The sequence below is a fragment of the Piscinibacter sp. genome, from assembly GCF_050175855.1.
GTDB lineage: Bacteria > Pseudomonadota > Gammaproteobacteria > Burkholderiales > Burkholderiaceae_C > Piscinibacter.
Genome location: NZ_JBFXIO010000052.1, coordinates 1 through 16,484, shown reverse-complemented (window position 1 = coordinate 16,484; position 16,484 = coordinate 1). Strand labels below are relative to the sequence as shown.

The following is a 16,484-nucleotide window of genomic DNA, read 5'->3' as shown; positions in this document are numbered from 1 at the left end:
ATCGCGCGAGCGCGACCATGCCAGCGCTTGCGCCAGTCGACCTCGTAGGCCGGCAGGTCGCCGCCCTTGAGCACGTGCGCCGTGCCGACGATGCCGCGCAGCGTGGCTTCCAGCGTCATGCCGCGCCTGCCGCACCGGCGCGAAGCCGCCAGCGCACGTGCACCGCGCAGGCGGCGAACAGCACCAGCGTCAGCACCACCTGGATCAGTGCCAGCCGCGCCGACAGGCCCGGGTCGGTGGTGGCGCGCACGACGCCCTCGACGAAGTACAGCCACACCAGCAGCGCCACCCAGCGGTAGGTGTACAGGCGCCGTTTCAGCAGGCCGGCCAGCGCGAGGGTCAGCGGCAGCACCTTGAGCGCCAGCATGCCGCTGCCGGTGGGCGCGAGCTGGAGCTCCCAGAGGAGGCCGAGAAGGATCAGGCCGAGCAGGCTGGCCACCGCCACGCGCTGCGACCAGGCCACGGCGGGCGAAAGGGCGTGCTGCATCGCTGGCTATCATGCCAGCAATGAATCTTCCCTCTCACCTGCGGGCCCGTCTCGAGGAGAGCTGGCGCGAGCGCATCGCGCTGCTGCTCGAGACGCTGCAGCACTGGCCCTGGCTGGAGACGCTGCGCACGCTGCGCCAGCGCTTCCGCGAGGACCATCTCGGCCTGACCGCCAGCAGCCTGACCTTCACCACGCTGATCTCGCTGGTGCCGCTGGTCACGGTGACGCTGGCGATCTTCTCCGCCTTCCCGATGTTCGGCTCGTTCCAGGAGTCGTTGCAGAAGTATTTCCTGCAGAGCCTGGTGCCCGACAACATCGCCAAGCCGGTGATGGTGGCGCTGACCCAGTTCGCGGCCAAGGCCAACCGGCTGGGCACGGTGGGCCTGGTGTTCCTGGTGTTCGCCGCGCTCGCCCTGATGCTGACCATCGACCGCACGCTCAACGCCATCTGGCGCGTGCGCTCGCCGCGGCCGATCGCCCAGCGCGTGCTCGTCTACTGGGCGGCGGCCACGCTCGGGCCGCTGGTGCTGGGCGTCAGCCTGAGCCTGACCTCCTACGTGATCTCGGCCTCGAGGGGCATCGTCGCCGAACTGCCCGGCGGCGTGAGCCTGCTGCTGAACACCATCGAGTTCGTGCTGCTGGCCGCAGGGATGGCGGCGCTGTTCCACTACGTGCCCAACACCCACGTGAAGTGGCGCCATGCCATCGCCGGCGGCGTGTTCGTGTCGGTGGGCTTCGAGGTGGCCAAGAAGGCGCTGGCCTGGTACATCGCCCAGGTCCCGACCTTCGCCGTGGTCTACGGCGCCTTCGCCACGCTGCCCATCCTGCTGGTGTGGATCTACCTCGGCTGGGTGATCGTGCTGCTCGGCGCCGTGATCGCGGCCTACGCCCCCAGCCTGCAGATGCGCGTGGCACGCTGGCCCGATCGCCCCGGCTCGCGCTTCGGCCTGGCAGTGGCGCTGCTGACCGAGCTCGACCGGGCGCGCCGCAGCGAGGCGCGCGGGCTCAGCCTGGCCGAGCTGTCGGAAACGCTGCGCGTCGACCCGCTGCAGGCCGAGCCCATCGTCGACGCGCTGGTCGAAATCGACTGGCTGGCGCGCCTGGACGAACCCGGCGCGGCGCGCTTCGTGCTGCTGGCCGACCCGGCGCAGACGGCGGCGGCGCCGTTGATCGCGCAGATGCTGATCGAGCCGACGCCGGCCTTGCGCGCCTTCTCCGAGCGCGCCGGCTTCGATCGGCTCACGCTGGCGGAGTTGCTGCGCTCCTGACTTCGCTGCGCACCGGGCCGTGCTGCACGCGGTCCTTGCCGAGGCGCTTGGCGGCGTACATCGCGTCGTCGGCCGCCTGCAGGAGCTTCAGCGGGTGCTGCGCGTCGGCCGGCGCCAGTGCATAGCCGATGCTCGCGCTGACGCCGCCGCCGCTGACCGTGGCGCTGACCTGGCGGATCGCCTCGAGCATGTGCAGGGCCAGCGCCCGCGCCCCGGAAGGGTCGCGCACCGCGGCCAGCACGAGGAACTCATCACCGCCGAAGCGGCCGACGGCGTCGTCGGCCCGCACGCTCCTCTGCAGCGCCTGCGCCACCTGGACGAGCAGCGCGTCGCCCTCGCGGTGGCCGAGCCGGTCGTTCACTGCCTTGAAACCGTCGAGGTCGACGAAGAACAGCGCCACCGGCTCGTGGGTCGCGGTGACCATCGCCGCCTCGATGCGGTCCATCATCGTGCGCCGGCTCAGCACGTCGGTGAGCATGTCGCGCTCGACGCTGCGGCGCAGCTGCTCCTGCGCGACGGTGAGGTCGTGCACGTCGATCGTCACCGTGTACAGGCCGACCACCTGGCCCTGCTCGTCGAAATCGGGCACGTAGCTGGTGCGCAGCCAGCGCGGGCCGCCGCCCGGGTTGTTGGCCAGGCCGTCGACCAGGCGCGTGTACTGCACCGTCTTGCCCTCGAGCGCACGGCGGAAGTGGGGCTCGTGCTCGGCCCAGCGCTTCTGCCCGCGCGCCGCGCCGATGTGGCGGCCGAGCAGTTGGTCGGCCGGCTTGCCGGCCATCTCGCAATAGGCCTTGTTGACGAAGCGCAGCACGAACTCGGCGTCGACGTAGGTCAGCGGGTAGGGGATGTTCTCGGTGAAGCGATCGAGCCTCACGCGCGCGGCGACCAGCGCTTCGCGCGCGGTCACGTCCTCGTGGATGTCGGTGGCGATGGTGAACACCGAGTGCACCTCGCCAGCGGCATCGGCATCCGGGAACACCTGGATGCGTGCCCAGCGGCCGGCCAGGGTGCCGTGGCGCAGCAGCCGCTCGTAGCTGGTGGTGGCGCCGCGAAACGCGCGCTCGAAGGCCGGGCGGGCGCGCTCCCAGGCTTCATCGCCGTAGAGCTCGGCCAGCGTACGGCCCAGCAGCTCGTCGCGGACGCGGCCCGACCACATCAGATAAGGCGCGTTGCAGAACACCAGTCGCGCGTCGCGATCCCAGCGCCCGATGGGCAGGGCGACGACATTGACCAGCCGCTCGATCGTGCTGGCCGACGGATCGTCGCGAGGGTGGTCGGTCATGTTCAGAACGGGATGCGGCCGGTCCAGATGTCCTTGTACATCACCCAGTCGCCCATGAAGCTGAACAGAGGACGCTTGAACGAGGCGGGCTTGTTCTTCTCGAAACCGAAGTGGCCGATCCAGGCGAAGCCGTAGCCGCACAGCAGGCCATAAAGCAGGTACTGCGGGCGGCCCGTGGCCAGCAGCATGGCCAGGCACACCAGCGCCAGCGTCGAGCCGACGAAGTGCAGGCGCCGACAGGTGCGGTTGCTGTGCTCGCTCAGGTAGAAGGGGTAGAACTCGGCGAAGGTCTTCATCGCCTTGGGGTCGACGGGGGCGGAGGTCATGCGGGCTCCTGCGCTCGGGCGAGCGCCTGTCTCACGGCATTCAACACGCCGTCCGGAACCTCGGTCATCAGGGAATGCCCGGCGGCCAGTGTGAACACCTTGGCACGCAGCGCCTGCGCGAGTTCGCGAGTGACCTTCGGTGACGTCATCTGATCGCGCGTGCCGAGGATGAAGCTCACGGGGCAGCGCACCTGCGCGGCGGCCTGCAACCCGTTGGCATAGGCGTCGCAGAGCCTGAAGTCGTGCTCGAACAGGTTGCCCCCGTCCAGGCCGATGCCGCCGGCGAGCATGCGTCGCATCAGCGCGCGCGCACCGCCGTGCACCCACATGCCCGGGCCGGGAAACGAGGGCTTGGCGGCGATGCTGGCGTGCGAGAGGTTGTTCACGAGGTCGATGGCACGCAGGGGATCGTCGCGCCCGAGCGTCAGTAGCGTCTCGGACACCTTCATCGGGTAGGCCGTGCCGATCATCGCCAGTTGCGTGATGCGCTCGGGCGCACGCGCCGCCATCTCCAGCCCGACCAGCGTGCCCATGCTGTGGCCGACCGCGGCGGCGCGCTTCGCGCCGGCGGCGTCGAGCAGCGCCAGCGTCCAGTCGGCCAGCGCCTCGACGGAGGCCGCGGGCGGCCCCTCGCTGCGGCCGTGGCCAGGCTGGTCGACCGCGAGCACCGCGTGGCCGTGGTGGGCGAACCAGCGCGCCAGCAGGTTCCACACGCTGTGATCGTTCATCGCGCCGTGGATGAACACCACGCAGGGCAGGGTGGCGTCGAAGGGCTTGCCGCCGGTGTAGGCGTAGGCCTTGCGGCCTTGAACTGTCAGTTCCATCAGTCCCCCGCCTTCTCTGCCGCCTTCAGCGCGCGCTTCAGGTCGTCGATCAGGTCGTCGGCCTCCTCCAGCCCGATCGACAGCCGGATCGTGCCCGGGCCGATGCCGGCATGCGCCAGCGCGGCGTCGTCCATGCGGAAGTGCGTGGTCGAGGCCGGGTGGATCACCAGCGAGCGGCAGTCGCCGACGTTGGCCAGGTGCGAGAACAGCTTCAGGCTCTCGATGAAGGTGCGCCCCTGCGCGCGGCTGCCCTTGAGGTCGAAGCTGAACACCGAACCGCAGCCGCGCGGCAGCAGCTTCATCGCCAATGCGTGGCTTGGGTGCCCTTCCAGTTCCGGATAGCCGACCGAGGCCACCATCGGATGCGCGGCGAGGAAGGCCACCACCTTGCGCGTGTTCTCCACGTGCCGCGCCATGCGCAGCGGCAGGGTCTCGACGCCCTGCAGGATCAGCCAGGCGGTGTGCGGGCTCATGCAGGCGCCGAAGTCGCGCAGGCCCTCGCGCCGCGCCCGCAGCAGGAAGGCGCCGATGGTGCTTTCCTCGCTGAACACCATGCCGTGGAAGCCGTCGTACGGCTTCGTGAGCTCGGGGAATCGACCTGAAGCCTCCCAGTCGAACATGCCGCCGTCGACCAGCACGCCGCCGATCACCGTACCGTGACCGGAGAGGAACTTGGTGGCGGAGTGGAAGACCAGGTCGGCGCCGTGATCGAAGGGCTTCAACAGCCACGGCGTGGTGAAGGTGGAGTCCACCAGCAGCGGCAGGCCGTTCTCGTGCGCCAGGGCCGAGACGGTCGGGATGTCCAGCACGTCCAGGCCCGGGTTGCCCAGCGTCTCGCCGAACAGCAGCTTCGTGTTGGGGCGGATCGCGGCGCGCCAGCCGTCGATGTCGCCCGGCTTGACGAATGTCGTGTCGATGCCGAAGCGCGACAGCGTGTAGTGCAGCAGGTTGTGCGAGCCGCCATACAGCGCGCTGGAGGCCACGATGTGCGAGCCGGCGCCGGCCAGCGTCGCGATGGCCAGGTGCAGCGCGGCCTGGCCGCTGGCTGTGGCGATGGCGCCGACACCGCCTTCGAGCGCGGCCACCCGTTCCTCGAGCACCGCGTTGGTCGGGTTGGAGATGCGGCTGTAGACGTGGCCCGAGCGCTCCAGGTTGAACAGCGAGGCGGCCTGCTCGCTCGATTCGAACACGAACGAGGTGGTCAGGTGGATGGGCACCGCACGCGCGCCGGTGGCTGGGTCGGGGGCGGCGCCGGCGTGCAGCGCAAGGGTGTCGAAGCCTGGATCCGAGGCGCCGGCCATGGGGTCTCCTCCGGGGTGCTCTGGGGTGTCGTGGCGCCGGATTGTGGGCTATATTGGGCCGCGACTTGCGACGAGGAGACGATCCATGAAGGTCAGCGACATCCTGCGCGTCAAGGGGGGCACCCTGTTCACCGTCAGCCCGTCGGAGGCCCTCGCGGTGGGCCTGAAGACCATGGCCGACAACGACATCGGCTCGCTGGTGGTGATGGACCACGGCGAACTTGCCGGCATGCTGACCTTCCGCGAGGTGATCCTGTCGGTGGTGCGCAACGGCGGCAGCGTGGGCGACAGCACCGTGCGCAGCGTGATGGACGACCACCCGCTGACCTGCGCGCCCGAGACCGAGATCGACGAAGTGCGCCGCATGATGCTCGAGCGCCATGCACGCTACATGCCGGTGATGGACCAGCGCACGCTGATGGGCGTGATCTCCTTCTACGACGTGGCCAAGGCGGTGGTCGAGAGCCAGGATTTCGAGAACCGCATGCTCAAGGCCTACATCCGCGACTGGCCGGTCGACGAGCCGGGCAAGCAGGCCGCGGCGAGCTAGCGCTCCGGCCGCGGCCCGGCCAGGGCACTCTCGACGCGGGCGCCGCGCGAGAGTTCGCCGCTGTGGACCTCCAGGTCGTAGCCGACGATGAGCTTGGCGATGCCGAGCCCGATCATGCGGTCGTATTGGGTGCTGTCCACACCGTAGACGATCCGCTTCGATTTCAGGCCTTCCTCCGCCAGCCACTCGACGTGCTGCGGCGTCACCTTGCGCGCCAAGCCGGCCAGGTAGTCCGGTTTCCATCGCGAAGGGATCAACCGATACAGCCAGACCTGCGCGAAATCGAAGCGCTCCAGTGCGGTGTTGACGGCGGGATGGTGGTGCTCGAGATAGGCGATGAACAGCGGGTCCACGGAGGCGACGACGGTTCGCTCGTGCATACCGAAGGCGTCGATCAGCGCCGCGACCTCATCCGCCGCCTCGAAGTCCTTGTCCTTCATGTCGAGATAGAACAGGAGCGACGGGCCGAAGCGCTGGAACACCTCCTGCAGGGTCGGCACGGTGTGCCCGGAGTCGCGGCCCTCCACCTGGAGCTTGTGCGCACGGAGTTGCGCCAGGGTCAGCTCACCGAACGCTGCATCGATCCCGAGCATTCGCCGGGTGGTTTTGTCGTGGAAGAGGGCCAGCGTGCCGTCGCTCGTCCTGCGCACGTCGACCTCGACCGCACGGAAGCCGAGGGCGCGTGCCTGCTCCAGGGCGGCCCTGCTGTTCTCCGGCACGCCCATCCGCGCGCCGCGGTGGGCGAAGAGCAAGGTGGCGTCGTCCTCCCACGCGAAGCTGTCGTCGAATCGCGGGTGCCAGCCACCTCCTGCCGCGACGACCGCCATGTAGAGCGCTGCGACGCCTGCCACCACGCGGAGCCCGCGACCCGGCCGCCAGGAACGAAGCGCTCGCCAATGGGAGGGCAACATGCCGGAAGCCTACCAGCGCAACGCGTCGGGCTGCTCGGCATGCCGTTTCCGCCGTCCAGACCGCCCCGGGACGGCCACTAGAATCGCCGGCATGTCCGGCAGCACCTTCGGCGAACTCTTCCGCGTCACCAACTTCGGCGAATCGCACGGGCCGGCCATCGGCTGCGTGATCGACGGCTGCCCGCCCGGCATGGCGCTGTCGGAAGCCGACATCCAACCCGAGCTCGACCGCCGCCGGCCCGGCACCAGTCGCCACGTCACCCAGCGCAACGAGCCGGACGCGGTGGAGATCCTGTCCGGCGTGTACGAGGGCCGGACCACCGGCACGCCGATCTGCCTGCTGATCCGCAACACCGACCAGCGCAGCAAGGACTACGGCAACATCGTCGAGACCTTCCGTCCGGGCCATGCCGACTACACCTACTTCCAGAAGTACGGCCTGCGCGACCCGCGTGGCGGCGGGCGCTCCTCGGCGCGGCTGACCGCGCCCATGGTCGGCGCCGGCGCCGTGGCCCGCAAGTGGCTGAAGGAGCAGTTCGGCACGGGCTTCGTCGGCCACATGACGCAGCTCGGCGAGATCGACATCCCGTTCGAAGGCGAAGAGCACATCCCGAACAACCCGTTCTTCGCGGCCAACGCCAGCGACATCCCGCGCCTCGAGGCCTACATGGACGAGCTGCGCAAGGCGGGCGACAGCTGCGGCGCGCGCATCTCGGTGGCCGCGCGCAACGTGCCAGTGGGCCTGGGCGAGCCGCTGTTCGACAAGCTCGACGCCGACATCGCCTACGCGATGATGGGCATCAATGCCGTCAAGGGCGTGGAGATCGGCGCCGGCTTTGCGAGCGTGGCCCAGCGCGGCACGGTGCACGGCGACGAACTCACGCCGCAGGGCTTCGCCAGCAACAACGCCGGCGGCGTGCTTGGCGGCATCTCCACCGGCCAGGACATCACCGTCAGCATCGCGATCAAGCCGACCAGCTCGATCCGCAGCCCGAAGCGCTCGATCGACCTGAACGGCCAGCCGGCGACCGTGGAGACGTTTGGCCGCCATGACCCCTGCGTCGGCATCCGTGCGACACCGATTGCGGAGGCGATGCTGGCCCTGGTGCTGATGGACCATGCGCTGCGCCACCGCGCCCAGTGCGGCGACGTGCGTGGCTCGCTGGCACCCATCCCCGGCCGGATTGCGTGATCCGTCACGAAAGGCGGGGTTGGCCGGAGAACTGGCCGGCCGAGACCGCGCAATTCAGCTCAAGCGACGCCTGCAAGCTGCCGAAAATGGCTCAGCCCACGAAGAAATGATCGTCAGGTAGTTTGTGTGATGTCGTGGGCGCCATCTCATTCGAGGCACCCATGAGCATGACTTCCCCTGCGCCGCGAACGGCTGCAGTTGGTGGATCTAACAGCCTGATCGAATTCTTCCGCCACCACGGCGCCTGGGCGCCCGGGGTGAAGCTGTTCCGCCGCATCCAGTTCCGCGCCAAGGCCGCGATCATCCTGGCCGTACTGTTCGTGCCTCTGCTGGTGCTGGGTGGGAGCTACTTCGGCGACAAGGCCGCGGCGATCGAATTCACCGCCAAGGAACTGCATGGCACCGAATATGCGCGCGAGGTGCTGCCGCTGATCGCGCTGGCGCAGCGCCAGCGCGAGCTCGCGGCGCTGGCGCAGATCAAGGGCGCCGATGCCTCCGGTCTGCCCGCGGCGAACGACGCCTTCGAGGCACAGTTGCGCAAGGTCGAGCAGGTCGATGCCCGGATCGGTGCCGAGCTCGGTACCGACAAGCCGCTGGCTGCGCTCAAGTCGGTCGCCCCGGCGGCGGCAGCAGGCGATTGGCACAAGACCTACGCGGCCTACTCGGCACGTGTCGACGGGGCGATCGCGCTGCTGACGCAGGCGGCCGACGGCTCCAACCTCACGCTGGACCCCGACCTTGACTCCTATTACCTGATGGAGAGCGTGACCTCGACCTTGCCGGCGGTCATTGAAGCAACAGCCCAGCTCAACGACATGGCGCGTGCGGTGGCGCGCGGCCTTCCGGTGTCCGAAGCGATCGCGCACGACATGACTCGCGCCGAAGCGCTCGGCGACTTCAGTGACGAGCGCTGGTCGGCAGCCATGCCCAAGGTCTATTCGCTGCGGCCGGAGTTCAAGGCCGAACTGCGCGACGAGCCGGTGCGCCACCAGCTCCACGCCTTCCATGAACTCACCACCAGCCTCGGCGCCGACGACGGCAAGCTCGCCGCTGCTGCCGTGGTGCTCGACGGGCTGCGCGAGGTGCAGCTGAAATCGCTCGACAAGCTCGACATCCTGCTGGAGGCACGGCGCGGCGGCATGCAGACGCAGCGCGCCTGGGTGAGCGTCGTCGTCACGCTGTCGCTGCTGACGGCCATTTACCTCTTCTACTCCTTCTACCTCGTCACCCACGGCGGCCTGCGCGAGGTGCAGAAGCACCTGGAGGCGATGACCGCCGGCGACCTGACGACGCAGCCGCGCCCGTGGGGCAGCGACGAAGCCGCCCGGCTGATGGGCTCGCTGTCCGACATGCAGCAGTCGCTGCGCAGCATCGTCAACAAGGTGCGCGGCGCGTCGGACAACATCGTGCATTCCACGGCCGAGATCTCCGACGGCGCGATGGACCTGTCGGCGCGCACCGAGCAGGCAGCGGCCAGCCTGCAACAGTCGGCCGCGGCGATGGATCAGATTTCCTCGACGGTCAAGGCCACCTCCGACCAGGCGCAGGAGGCCTCCGGCATCGCGCGCGGCAACGCCCAGCAGGCCGAGCGCGGAGGCGACATCATCGGCACGATGGTCGAGACGATGCAGGGCATCCACGCCTCGTCGAGCAAGATCGGCGACATCATCGGCGTGATCGATGGCATCGCCTTCCAGACCAACATCCTGGCGCTCAATGCCGCCGTGGAAGCGGCACGCGCCGGCGAGGCGGGCCGCGGCTTCGCCGTGGTGGCCTCCGAAGTGCGGGCGCTGGCCCAGCGCTCGGCGGCGGCTGCGCGCGAGATCAAGGGCCTGATCACCACCAGCGTCGAGCAGGTGGACCACGGCGCGAAGATCGTGCGCAACGCCGGCGACACCATCGGCCAGATCGTGCACAGCGCGCACGAGGTGAACAAGCTGCTGGCCAGCATTGCCAACGGCGCCAACGAGCAGGCCACCGGCGTCGGCCAGACCACCCAGGCCGTGCAGGATCTGGACAGCATGACGCAGCAGAACGCCGCCCTGGTCGAGCAGACCGCGGCCGCTGCCGCCTCGCTGAAGGAGCAGGCGATCAAGCTGGCCGACGAGGTTTCGCGCTTCCGCCTGCCGGCCTGAGCCGGCCCACCGCGGCCCGCTCCGTCGCGCGGCGGCGCAGTTCGTCGCCTGCGGCGCGCAGCCTGTCGCACGGGGGATGGTGATTCCCCGAGGCATGCCTACACTGGCGCCCGCTTCACGAGAGCGGACCGGGAGGACAGGCAATGCGACGAGCGTGGTGGGTCGGGGGGGCGGTGGTGGTGCTGGCGGTGGCGGCCGGTCTGGGCGTCGCCAAGGTGGGCGGGATCGGCTCGGCCGCCCCGGGCAAGGCGCCTGAACCGGCGCTCGAATTCACCCAACGCGAGGTGGTTCGCCCGCTGAAGGCCGGCATGCCGCTGAGTCTGGAGTTCTCCGGCGCCCTGGTGGCACCGCGCACGGCCGTGCTGCGTGCCAAGACAGCCGGCTCGCTGCTGGAACTCTCCGTGGGCGAGGGCAGCCGCGTTCGCGCAGGCCAGGTGCTCGGCCGCATCGACCTGTCCGACGTCGGCAGCCGCGTGGCAGAGCGGGCGGCCACGGTGGAATCGGCGCGTGCCCAGTTCCTGCAGGCCGAGCGGGTGCATGCCAGCAACCAGCGGCTGGCCGACCAGCAGTTCATCTCGCCCAATGCGCTCGATGCCTCGCGGGCGGCGCTCGACGCCGCGCGCGCGGGGTTGGAGGCGGCCCAGGCGCAACTCGCCACCACCCGCCTCGGCCTGCGTGACGGGGCACTGGTGGCGCCGATCGGCGGGCTGGTCGCGAAGCGGCAGGCGCTGCCCGGCGAGAAGCTCGCGATCGAACAGCCTGTCCTCACCCTGGTCGACCTGTCGGTGCTGGAACTGGCCGGCAGCGTCGGTACCCACGAGGTCGCCCTGCTGGCGCCCGGCCAGGCGGTGGAGGTGCGCGTCGAGGGCCTCGACGCCCCGGTCGCCGGCCGCATCGACCGCATCGCACCGGCCGCCGAACCCGGCACGCGCGCCATCGGTGTGACCGTGGTGGTGGCCAATCCGCAGGAGCGGCTGCGCGCCGGGCAATATGCGGTGGCCCGCCTGGTGGTGGCCGACGAGACGCAGCGCCTGACCCTGCCTCTGGCGGCGGTGGTGGGCTCGGCCGGGCAGGCGCAGGTGTGGGTGATCGAAGGCGGCGTGCTGGCGCAGCGTTCGGTGACGCTGGGCCGCCGCGACGAGGTGCAGGGGCGCGTCGAGATCGTCTCCGGCCTGGCGCCGGACGCCCAGGTGCTGGCGGCACGCTTCGACGGCCTGCGCGAGGGCCGCCAGGCGGCGGTGGTCGAGCGCGCGGCGGCCGTCGCCTCGGCGGCGGCATCGGCGCCGCTGCGCTGAGGAGCCCGCCATGTGGATGACCCGAGTCTCGATCGCGAACCCGGTGTTCGCGACGATGGTGATGGTGGCGCTGTGCGTGCTCGGCCTGTTCTCCTACGCGCGCCTGGGCGTGGAGCAATTGCCCGACGTGCAGCCGCCGGTGGCCTTCATCGACGTGTCCTACCCCGGCGCCTCGCCCGAGGCGGTGGAGCGTGAGGTCACCAAGCCGGTGGAGGAGGGGCTCAACAGCATCGCCGGCGTCAAGCGCATCACCTCGCGCAGCTTCGAGGGCCGCGGCCAGACCAGCGTCGAGTTCACGCTCGACGCCGACATGGCGCGCGCGATGCAGGACGTGCGCGACCGCATCGCGGTCGTGCAGGGCGTGTTCCCCAAGGACGCCAAGGCACCCACGGTGGCGCGCTTCAACAACGACAACAGCAGCCCGGTAGTGGTGGCGGCGCTGCTGTCGGAGTCGCGCAGCCCGCGTGAGTTGTCCATCCTCGCCGAGCAGACGGTGGCGCGGCGCCTGCAGCGCGTCGCGGGCGTGGCCACGGTGGACGTGGCGGGGCTGGCGCGCCGCGAGGTGCGCATCGACCTCGACCCCGACCGGCTGCGCGCCTACGCGATCACGCCCGCCCAGGTGGCGGCAGGGCTGCGCGATGCGCACTCCGACCAGCCCGTCGGGCTGCTGTCGGATGCGACCCAGGACACCATCCTGCGCGTCGAGGGCCGCCTGACCGACCCGCGGCAGTTCGCCGACATGGTGGTGGCGCAGCGCGGCGGGCTGCCGTTGCGCCTGGGTGACCTCGGCACGGTGGTCGAGCGCGAGCGCGAGCCCGACTCGCTGGCGCGCGTCAATGGCCGCACGGCGGTCAACTTCAACGTCTTCAAGCAGCAGGACGCCAACACGGTGGCCACCGGCGAGGCCGTCAAGGCGGCGATCGACGAGGTGCGAAAGGCGCTGCCTGCCGGCGTGGAGCTGTGCCTCGTGTACGCCAACAGCGACTTCGTCAAGGGCTCGCTGCAGGGCCTGCAGCACACCCTGATCGAGGGCGCGCTGCTGACCGTGGCGATCGTGTTCCTCTTCCTGCACTCCTGGCGCAGCACGGTGATCACCGGGCTGACGCTGCCCATCGCGGTGATCGCCAGCTTCATCGCCGTGCAGGCTTTCGGCTTCACGCTGAACTTCATGACGATGATGGCGCTGTCGCTGTGCATCGGGCTGCTGATCGACGACGCGATCGTGGTGCGCGAGAACATCGTGCGCCACGTGCACATGGGCAAGGACCACTTCACGGCCGCGCGCGACGGCACCGAGGAGATCGGCTTGGCGGTGATGGCCACCACCTTCGCGATCTGCGCCGTCTTCGTGCCGGTGGCCTTCATGGGCGGCATCGTCGGCAAGTTCTTCCACCCGTTCGGCATTACCGTCACGGTGGCGGTGCTGGTGTCGCTGTTCGTCAGCTTCACGCTCGACCCGATGCTGTCCAGCCGCTGGCCCGATCCGCCGTCCGCGTCGGCGCGGCGGATTCCCGGCGTGGCGGCGCTCATCCTCCTCGTCGACCACGGCATGGACGTGCTGCACGCCGCCTACGAACGGCTGATCCACTGGGTGTTCGCGCGGCCGAAGCGAAATCGCGCCATCGTGCTCGCCGTCGGCGGTGCCAGCTTCGTCGGCGCGCTGGCGCTGGCGCCGCTGGTCGGCAGCGAATTCGTGCCGCAGACGGACCAGGGCTTCACCCAGCTGGCGATCCGCATGACCGTGGGCTCCAGCCTGGCGCGCAGTGACGAGAAGGTGCGCCAGGTGGAGGCCATCGTCGCTTCTTTCCCCGAGGTGGAGACCGTCTCCACCAACGTCGGCGGGCAGGGTACCGGGCTGCAGGTCGGCCGCAACCAGGCGGTGCTGAACATCGGCCTGGTCGAGCGGTCGCGCCGCGAGCGCACCCAGAAGCAGGTCGAGGAGGCGATCCGCGCCGAGATCGCGCGCATCCCGGGCATCGAAGTCTCGGTCGGTTTCGACCGCCCGATCTTCGTGACGGTGCTCGGCAACGACTCGCAGGCGCTGGCGCGCGTGGCCACCGAATTCGCCGAGAAGATCAAGGCCATTCCCGGCATCACCGACGTCGAGCTGTCGGTCAAGCCCGGCATCCCGGCCTACGCGGTGCGCCTGAAGCCCGGCGCGGTGCGCGAGCTCGGGCTGACGGCGCCGCAGCTGGCGGCCAGCCTGCGCGCCTACGTCACCGGCGAGGTCGGAACCTACTGGACCACGCCCGACGGCGAGCAGGTCGAGGTGCTGCTGCGCCTGCCCGAGGCGCAGCGCCAGCGCGTGGCGCAGATGGGCGATCTGCCGGTAGCCTTCGCGAAGGACGGCACGCCGATCCCGCTGGCGGCGGTGGCCACCATCGAGCCGGTGACCAACCCGGAGGTCATCCGCCGCCAGGACCTGCAACGGCGCGAGGCCATCTTCGCCGGCGTGCAGGGCCGGCCGGCCGGCGATGTCGGCGCGGACGTGCAGAAGCTCGTCAAGGAAACGACCCTGCCGCCAGGTCTGCGCTTCGACGTGGGCGGGGCCACCAAGGAGCAGCAGGACGCCTTCGCCGCCATGCTCGGCGCGATGGCGCTGGCGGTGATCTTCATCTACATCGTGCTGGCCAGCCAGTTCGGCAGCTTCCTGCAGCCGGTGGCGATCATGGCCTCGTTGCCGCTGTCGCTGATCGGGGTGATGCTGGCGCTGCTGGCCTGGCGCAGCACGCTCAACGTCTTCTCGATGATCGGCCTGATCATGCTGATGGGCCTGGTCACCAAGAACGCGATCCTGCTGGTCGATTTCGCCAACCGCGCGCTGAAGCAGGGCGCTTCCGTGCCCGAGGCGCTGCTGCAGGCCGGGCTGATCCGCATGCGGCCGATCATCATGACGACCGCGGCGATGGTCTTCGGCATGCTGCCGCTGGCCCTGGCGTTCAACGACGGCGGCGAACTGCAGGCGCCGATGGGCCGGGCCATCATCGGCGGGGTGATCACCTCCACGCTGCTGACGCTGGTGGTGGTGCCGGTGCTGTGGAGCTACCTGGTGCGAGAGCCGAAGCCGGCCAGCGAGCCGCTGGGCGGGGGCGGCCTGATGCCCGCGCCGGCCGACAGACTGTGACCGGTTGTTCCCTTGATCTTTCTTAAGCTGAAACAAATGAGGGGGTTGGGGATTACGGCATGATTCGGGCCTCGCCCGTTGCCCTACGTCCATTCCGTGTCTTCCACCCGCCCCGCGCTCGCGGCCAGTCGTCTCGCCTGTCGCCGGGGTGACCGTCTGCTGTTCCGCGGTCTCGAATTCGAGCTGAAGGCAGGGCAGATCGTCTGGCTGCGCGGGCCCAACGGCAGCGGCAAGACCAGCCTGCTGCGCCTGCTGGCCGGGCTGTCGACACCGGCCGAAGGCACCGTCACCTGGGGCGGCGTGCCGCTGCGCCAGGCCGGCGCCGATTGGCACCGCTCGCTGTGCTACCTGGCGCACGCCAATGCGCTGAAGGACGATCTGTCGGTGCTCGAATCGCTGCAGTTCCTCGAGCGGCTGCACGGCCATGCCGGATCGCCGGCCGACTGCGGCGAGGCACTCAAGCGCGTGGGCCTGTTCAGCCGGCGCCACGCCGCGGTGCGCACGCTGTCGCAGGGGCAGCGCCGCCGCGTCGCGCTGGCCCGGCTGCAGCTCGACGCCGCGGCGCCGGTGTGGATCCTCGACGAACCCTACGACGCGCTCGACGCCGAAGGCACGTCCATGCTGGATGCAGCGCTGTCCGCCCACGCCGCGCGCGGCGGCTCGGCCGTGCTGACCAGCCACATCGACCTGACGCTGCGCGACCCCGCGCCGACGGTGCTGCAACTCGATGCCCACCGCGTGCAATGAGTTCGGTCTTCGCCACCATCGTCGCGCGGGACCTGCGGCTGGCGGCGCGGCGGCGCGTCGAGGCGCTGCTGCCGATCGCCTTTTTCCTCGTCGCGGTGAGCCTGTTCCCGCTGGGCGTGGGGCCGGAGCCGCAGACGCTGCGCCAGATCGCCCCGGGGGTGGTCTGGGTGTGCGCGCTGCTGGCGGCGATGCTGTCGCTGACGCAACTGTACGGCGCCGACCACGCCGACGGCTCGCTGGAGCAGATGCTGCTGTCAGGCGAATCGCTGTGGCTGGTGTCGGCGGCCAAGGCGCTGGCGCACTGGATCGTCACCGGCGCACCGCTGGTGCTGTCTGCGCCGCTGTTCGGTGTCCTGTTCGACCTGTCGGGCCCGGCCAACCTGACACTGGCGCTGTCGCTGCTGCTGGGCACGCCCATCCTCAGCCTGCTCGGCGGGCTGGGGGCAGCGCTCACGCTCGGCCTGCGCAGCGGCGCGGTGCTGCTGATCCTGATCATCCTGCCGCTGTGCATCCCGGCGCTGATCTTCGGCGCCGGCGCGGTGTCGGCCGCCGAAGCCGGCATCTCGACACGCGGCCATTTTTCCCTGCTCGGCGCGCTGCTGATCGGCTCGGGGCTGCTCGCTCCCTGGGCCACCGGCGCGGCGCTGCGCATCGCCACGGAGTGACTGCCTGATGGACGGGCGCCTGACCCTCTTCACCTTCGCCTCGCCGCCGCGCTTCTACTGGCTCACCGGCAAGCTGATCCCCTGGCTGTGGGCGGCGTGCATCGCGCTGACCGTCGCCGGCCTGTATGTCGGCTTCTTCGTCGCACCGACCGACGCCACCCAGGGCGAGTCGTACCGGGTGATCTATATCCACGTGCCTGCCGCCTGGATGTCCATGCTGCTGTACCTGGTGATGGCCTTCTGGGCTGCCATCGGCTGGGCCTTCAACGCGCGGCTGGCGTCGATGGTCGCCCGCGCCATCGCCCCCACCGGCGCGATGTTCACCTTCCTGGCCCTGTGGACGGGCGCCTTCTGGGGCAAGCCGACCTGGGGCACCT

The 16,484-nt window shown here is 70.1% G+C and carries 15 protein-coding genes; 9 read left to right on the top strand and 6 right to left on the bottom strand.

The window, feature by feature from the left end; translation table 11 throughout:
• Positions 1-115: 115 nt before the first annotated feature.
• A complete protein-coding gene (locus tag AB7U92_RS06470) occupies positions 116-487 on the bottom strand; it encodes a DUF2069 domain-containing protein (RefSeq protein WP_428575366.1) in 372 nt (123 codons plus the stop codon).
• A 20-nt stretch (positions 488-507) separates the two neighbouring features.
• Here AB7U92_RS06470 and AB7U92_RS06465 point away from each other — a divergent pair, with 20 nt between their 5' ends.
• Complete coding sequence (locus tag AB7U92_RS06465; RefSeq protein ID WP_428575365.1) at positions 508-1,755, top strand: YihY family inner membrane protein; 1,248 nt, start codon at positions 508-510, stop codon at positions 1,753-1,755.
• Here AB7U92_RS06465 and AB7U92_RS06460 read toward each other — a convergent pair.
• From AB7U92_RS06460 to AB7U92_RS06445, 4 genes are read right to left on the bottom strand one after another with little or no spacing between them, the layout of a single operon-like run.
• Positions 1,727-3,037, bottom strand: a complete 1,311-nt coding sequence (locus AB7U92_RS06460) for a diguanylate cyclase domain-containing protein (protein WP_428575364.1) — start codon at positions 3,035-3,037, stop codon at positions 1,727-1,729. The genes AB7U92_RS06465 and AB7U92_RS06460 overlap by 29 nt on opposite strands.
• 2 nt (positions 3,038-3,039) lie before the next feature.
• Positions 3,040-3,363: an Mpo1-like protein gene (locus AB7U92_RS06455; RefSeq protein WP_428575363.1), complete on the bottom strand. Its 324-nt coding sequence runs from the start codon at positions 3,361-3,363 to the stop codon at positions 3,040-3,042.
• Complete coding sequence (locus tag AB7U92_RS06450; RefSeq protein WP_428575362.1) at positions 3,360-4,187, bottom strand: alpha/beta fold hydrolase; 828 nt, start codon at positions 4,185-4,187, stop codon at positions 3,360-3,362. The genes AB7U92_RS06455 and AB7U92_RS06450 overlap by 4 nt, the downstream gene beginning before the upstream one ends.
• A complete protein-coding gene (locus AB7U92_RS06445) occupies positions 4,187-5,488 on the bottom strand; it encodes an O-acetylhomoserine aminocarboxypropyltransferase (protein ID WP_428575361.1) in 1,302 nt (433 codons plus the stop codon). The genes AB7U92_RS06450 and AB7U92_RS06445 overlap by 1 nt, the downstream gene beginning before the upstream one ends.
• An 85-nt stretch (positions 5,489-5,573) precedes the next feature.
• Here AB7U92_RS06445 and AB7U92_RS06440 point away from each other — a divergent pair, with 85 nt between their 5' ends.
• The gene (locus AB7U92_RS06440) at positions 5,574-6,038 is read left to right on the top strand and encodes a CBS domain-containing protein (protein ID WP_428575360.1); all 465 of its coding nucleotides are present in this window, start codon (positions 5,574-5,576) and stop codon (positions 6,036-6,038) included.
• Here the strand turns inward: AB7U92_RS06440 and AB7U92_RS06435 are convergent.
• Entirely contained in the window at positions 6,035-6,865 is an 831-nt protein-coding gene (locus AB7U92_RS06435; RefSeq protein WP_428575359.1) for a glycerophosphodiester phosphodiesterase, read from the bottom strand. The genes AB7U92_RS06440 and AB7U92_RS06435 overlap by 4 nt on opposite strands.
• Positions 6,866-7,040: 175 nt before the next feature.
• On the opposite strand from AB7U92_RS06435, the gene aroC reads away from it, so the two are divergent.
• The 7 genes from aroC to ccsA all read left to right on the top strand — a co-directional run.
• Positions 7,041-8,141, top strand: coding sequence for a chorismate synthase (gene aroC / locus AB7U92_RS06430; RefSeq protein ID WP_428575358.1), 1,101 nt, complete (start codon positions 7,041-7,043; stop codon positions 8,139-8,141).
• Between the two features lie 161 nt (positions 8,142-8,302).
• Positions 8,303-10,276 carry a methyl-accepting chemotaxis protein gene (locus AB7U92_RS06425; RefSeq protein ID WP_428575357.1) on the top strand — a complete coding sequence of 658 codons (1,974 nt, stop codon included), beginning with the start codon at positions 8,303-8,305 and terminating at the stop codon, positions 10,274-10,276.
• A gap of 143 nt (positions 10,277-10,419) precedes the next feature.
• Entirely contained in the window at positions 10,420-11,571 is a 1,152-nt protein-coding gene (locus AB7U92_RS06420) for an efflux RND transporter periplasmic adaptor subunit (RefSeq protein WP_428575356.1), read from the top strand.
• Between the two features lie 10 nt (positions 11,572-11,581).
• On the top strand, positions 11,582-14,695 hold the full coding sequence (locus AB7U92_RS06415) for an efflux RND transporter permease subunit (protein WP_428575355.1): 3,114 nt from the start codon (positions 11,582-11,584) through the stop codon (positions 14,693-14,695).
• A gap of 96 nt (positions 14,696-14,791) precedes the next feature.
• Entirely contained in the window at positions 14,792-15,442 is a 651-nt protein-coding gene (gene ccmA / locus AB7U92_RS06410) for a cytochrome c biogenesis heme-transporting ATPase CcmA (protein WP_428575354.1), read from the top strand.
• Positions 15,439-16,107, top strand: coding sequence for a heme exporter protein CcmB (gene ccmB / locus AB7U92_RS06405; protein WP_428575353.1), 669 nt, complete (start codon positions 15,439-15,441; stop codon positions 16,105-16,107). Before ccmA ends, ccmB begins: the two co-directional genes overlap by 4 nt.
• A 7-nt stretch (positions 16,108-16,114) precedes the next feature.
• Positions 16,115-16,484: cytochrome c biogenesis protein CcsA (gene ccsA / locus AB7U92_RS06400; protein ID WP_428575352.1), on the top strand; the 370-nt coding region annotated here is incomplete at its 3' end.

What these genes read in the sequence shown, in the direction of transcription:
- AB7U92_RS06415 (WP_428575355.1), top strand. Translation starts at nt 11,582, where the DNA reads ATGTGGATGACCCGAGTCTCGATCGCGAACCCGGTGTTCGCGACGATG.
- AB7U92_RS06450 (WP_428575362.1), bottom strand. Translation starts at nt 4,187, where the DNA reads ATGGAACTGACAGTTCAAGGCCGCAAGGCCTACGCCTACACCGGCGGC.
- AB7U92_RS06465 (WP_428575365.1), top strand. Translation starts at nt 508, where the DNA reads ATGAATCTTCCCTCTCACCTGCGGGCCCGTCTCGAGGAGAGCTGGCGC.
- AB7U92_RS06435 (WP_428575359.1), bottom strand. Translation starts at nt 6,865, where the DNA reads ATGGCGGTCGTCGCGGCAGGAGGTGGCTGGCACCCGCGATTCGACGAC.
- AB7U92_RS06470 (WP_428575366.1), bottom strand. Translation starts at nt 487, where the DNA reads ATGCAGCACGCCCTTTCGCCCGCCGTGGCCTGGTCGCAGCGCGTGGCG.
- ccmB (WP_428575353.1), top strand. Translation starts at nt 15,439, where the DNA reads ATGAGTTCGGTCTTCGCCACCATCGTCGCGCGGGACCTGCGGCTGGCG.
- AB7U92_RS06460 (WP_428575364.1), bottom strand. Translation starts at nt 3,037, where the DNA reads ATGACCGACCACCCTCGCGACGATCCGTCGGCCAGCACGATCGAGCGG.
- AB7U92_RS06425 (WP_428575357.1), top strand. Translation starts at nt 8,303, where the DNA reads ATGAGCATGACTTCCCCTGCGCCGCGAACGGCTGCAGTTGGTGGATCT.
- AB7U92_RS06455 (WP_428575363.1), bottom strand. Translation starts at nt 3,363, where the DNA reads ATGACCTCCGCCCCCGTCGACCCCAAGGCGATGAAGACCTTCGCCGAG.
- AB7U92_RS06440 (WP_428575360.1), top strand. Translation starts at nt 5,574, where the DNA reads ATGAAGGTCAGCGACATCCTGCGCGTCAAGGGGGGCACCCTGTTCACC.
- AB7U92_RS06420 (WP_428575356.1), top strand. Translation starts at nt 10,420, where the DNA reads ATGCGACGAGCGTGGTGGGTCGGGGGGGCGGTGGTGGTGCTGGCGGTG.
- AB7U92_RS06445 (WP_428575361.1), bottom strand. Translation starts at nt 5,488, where the DNA reads ATGGCCGGCGCCTCGGATCCAGGCTTCGACACCCTTGCGCTGCACGCC.
- aroC (WP_428575358.1), top strand. Translation starts at nt 7,041, where the DNA reads ATGTCCGGCAGCACCTTCGGCGAACTCTTCCGCGTCACCAACTTCGGC.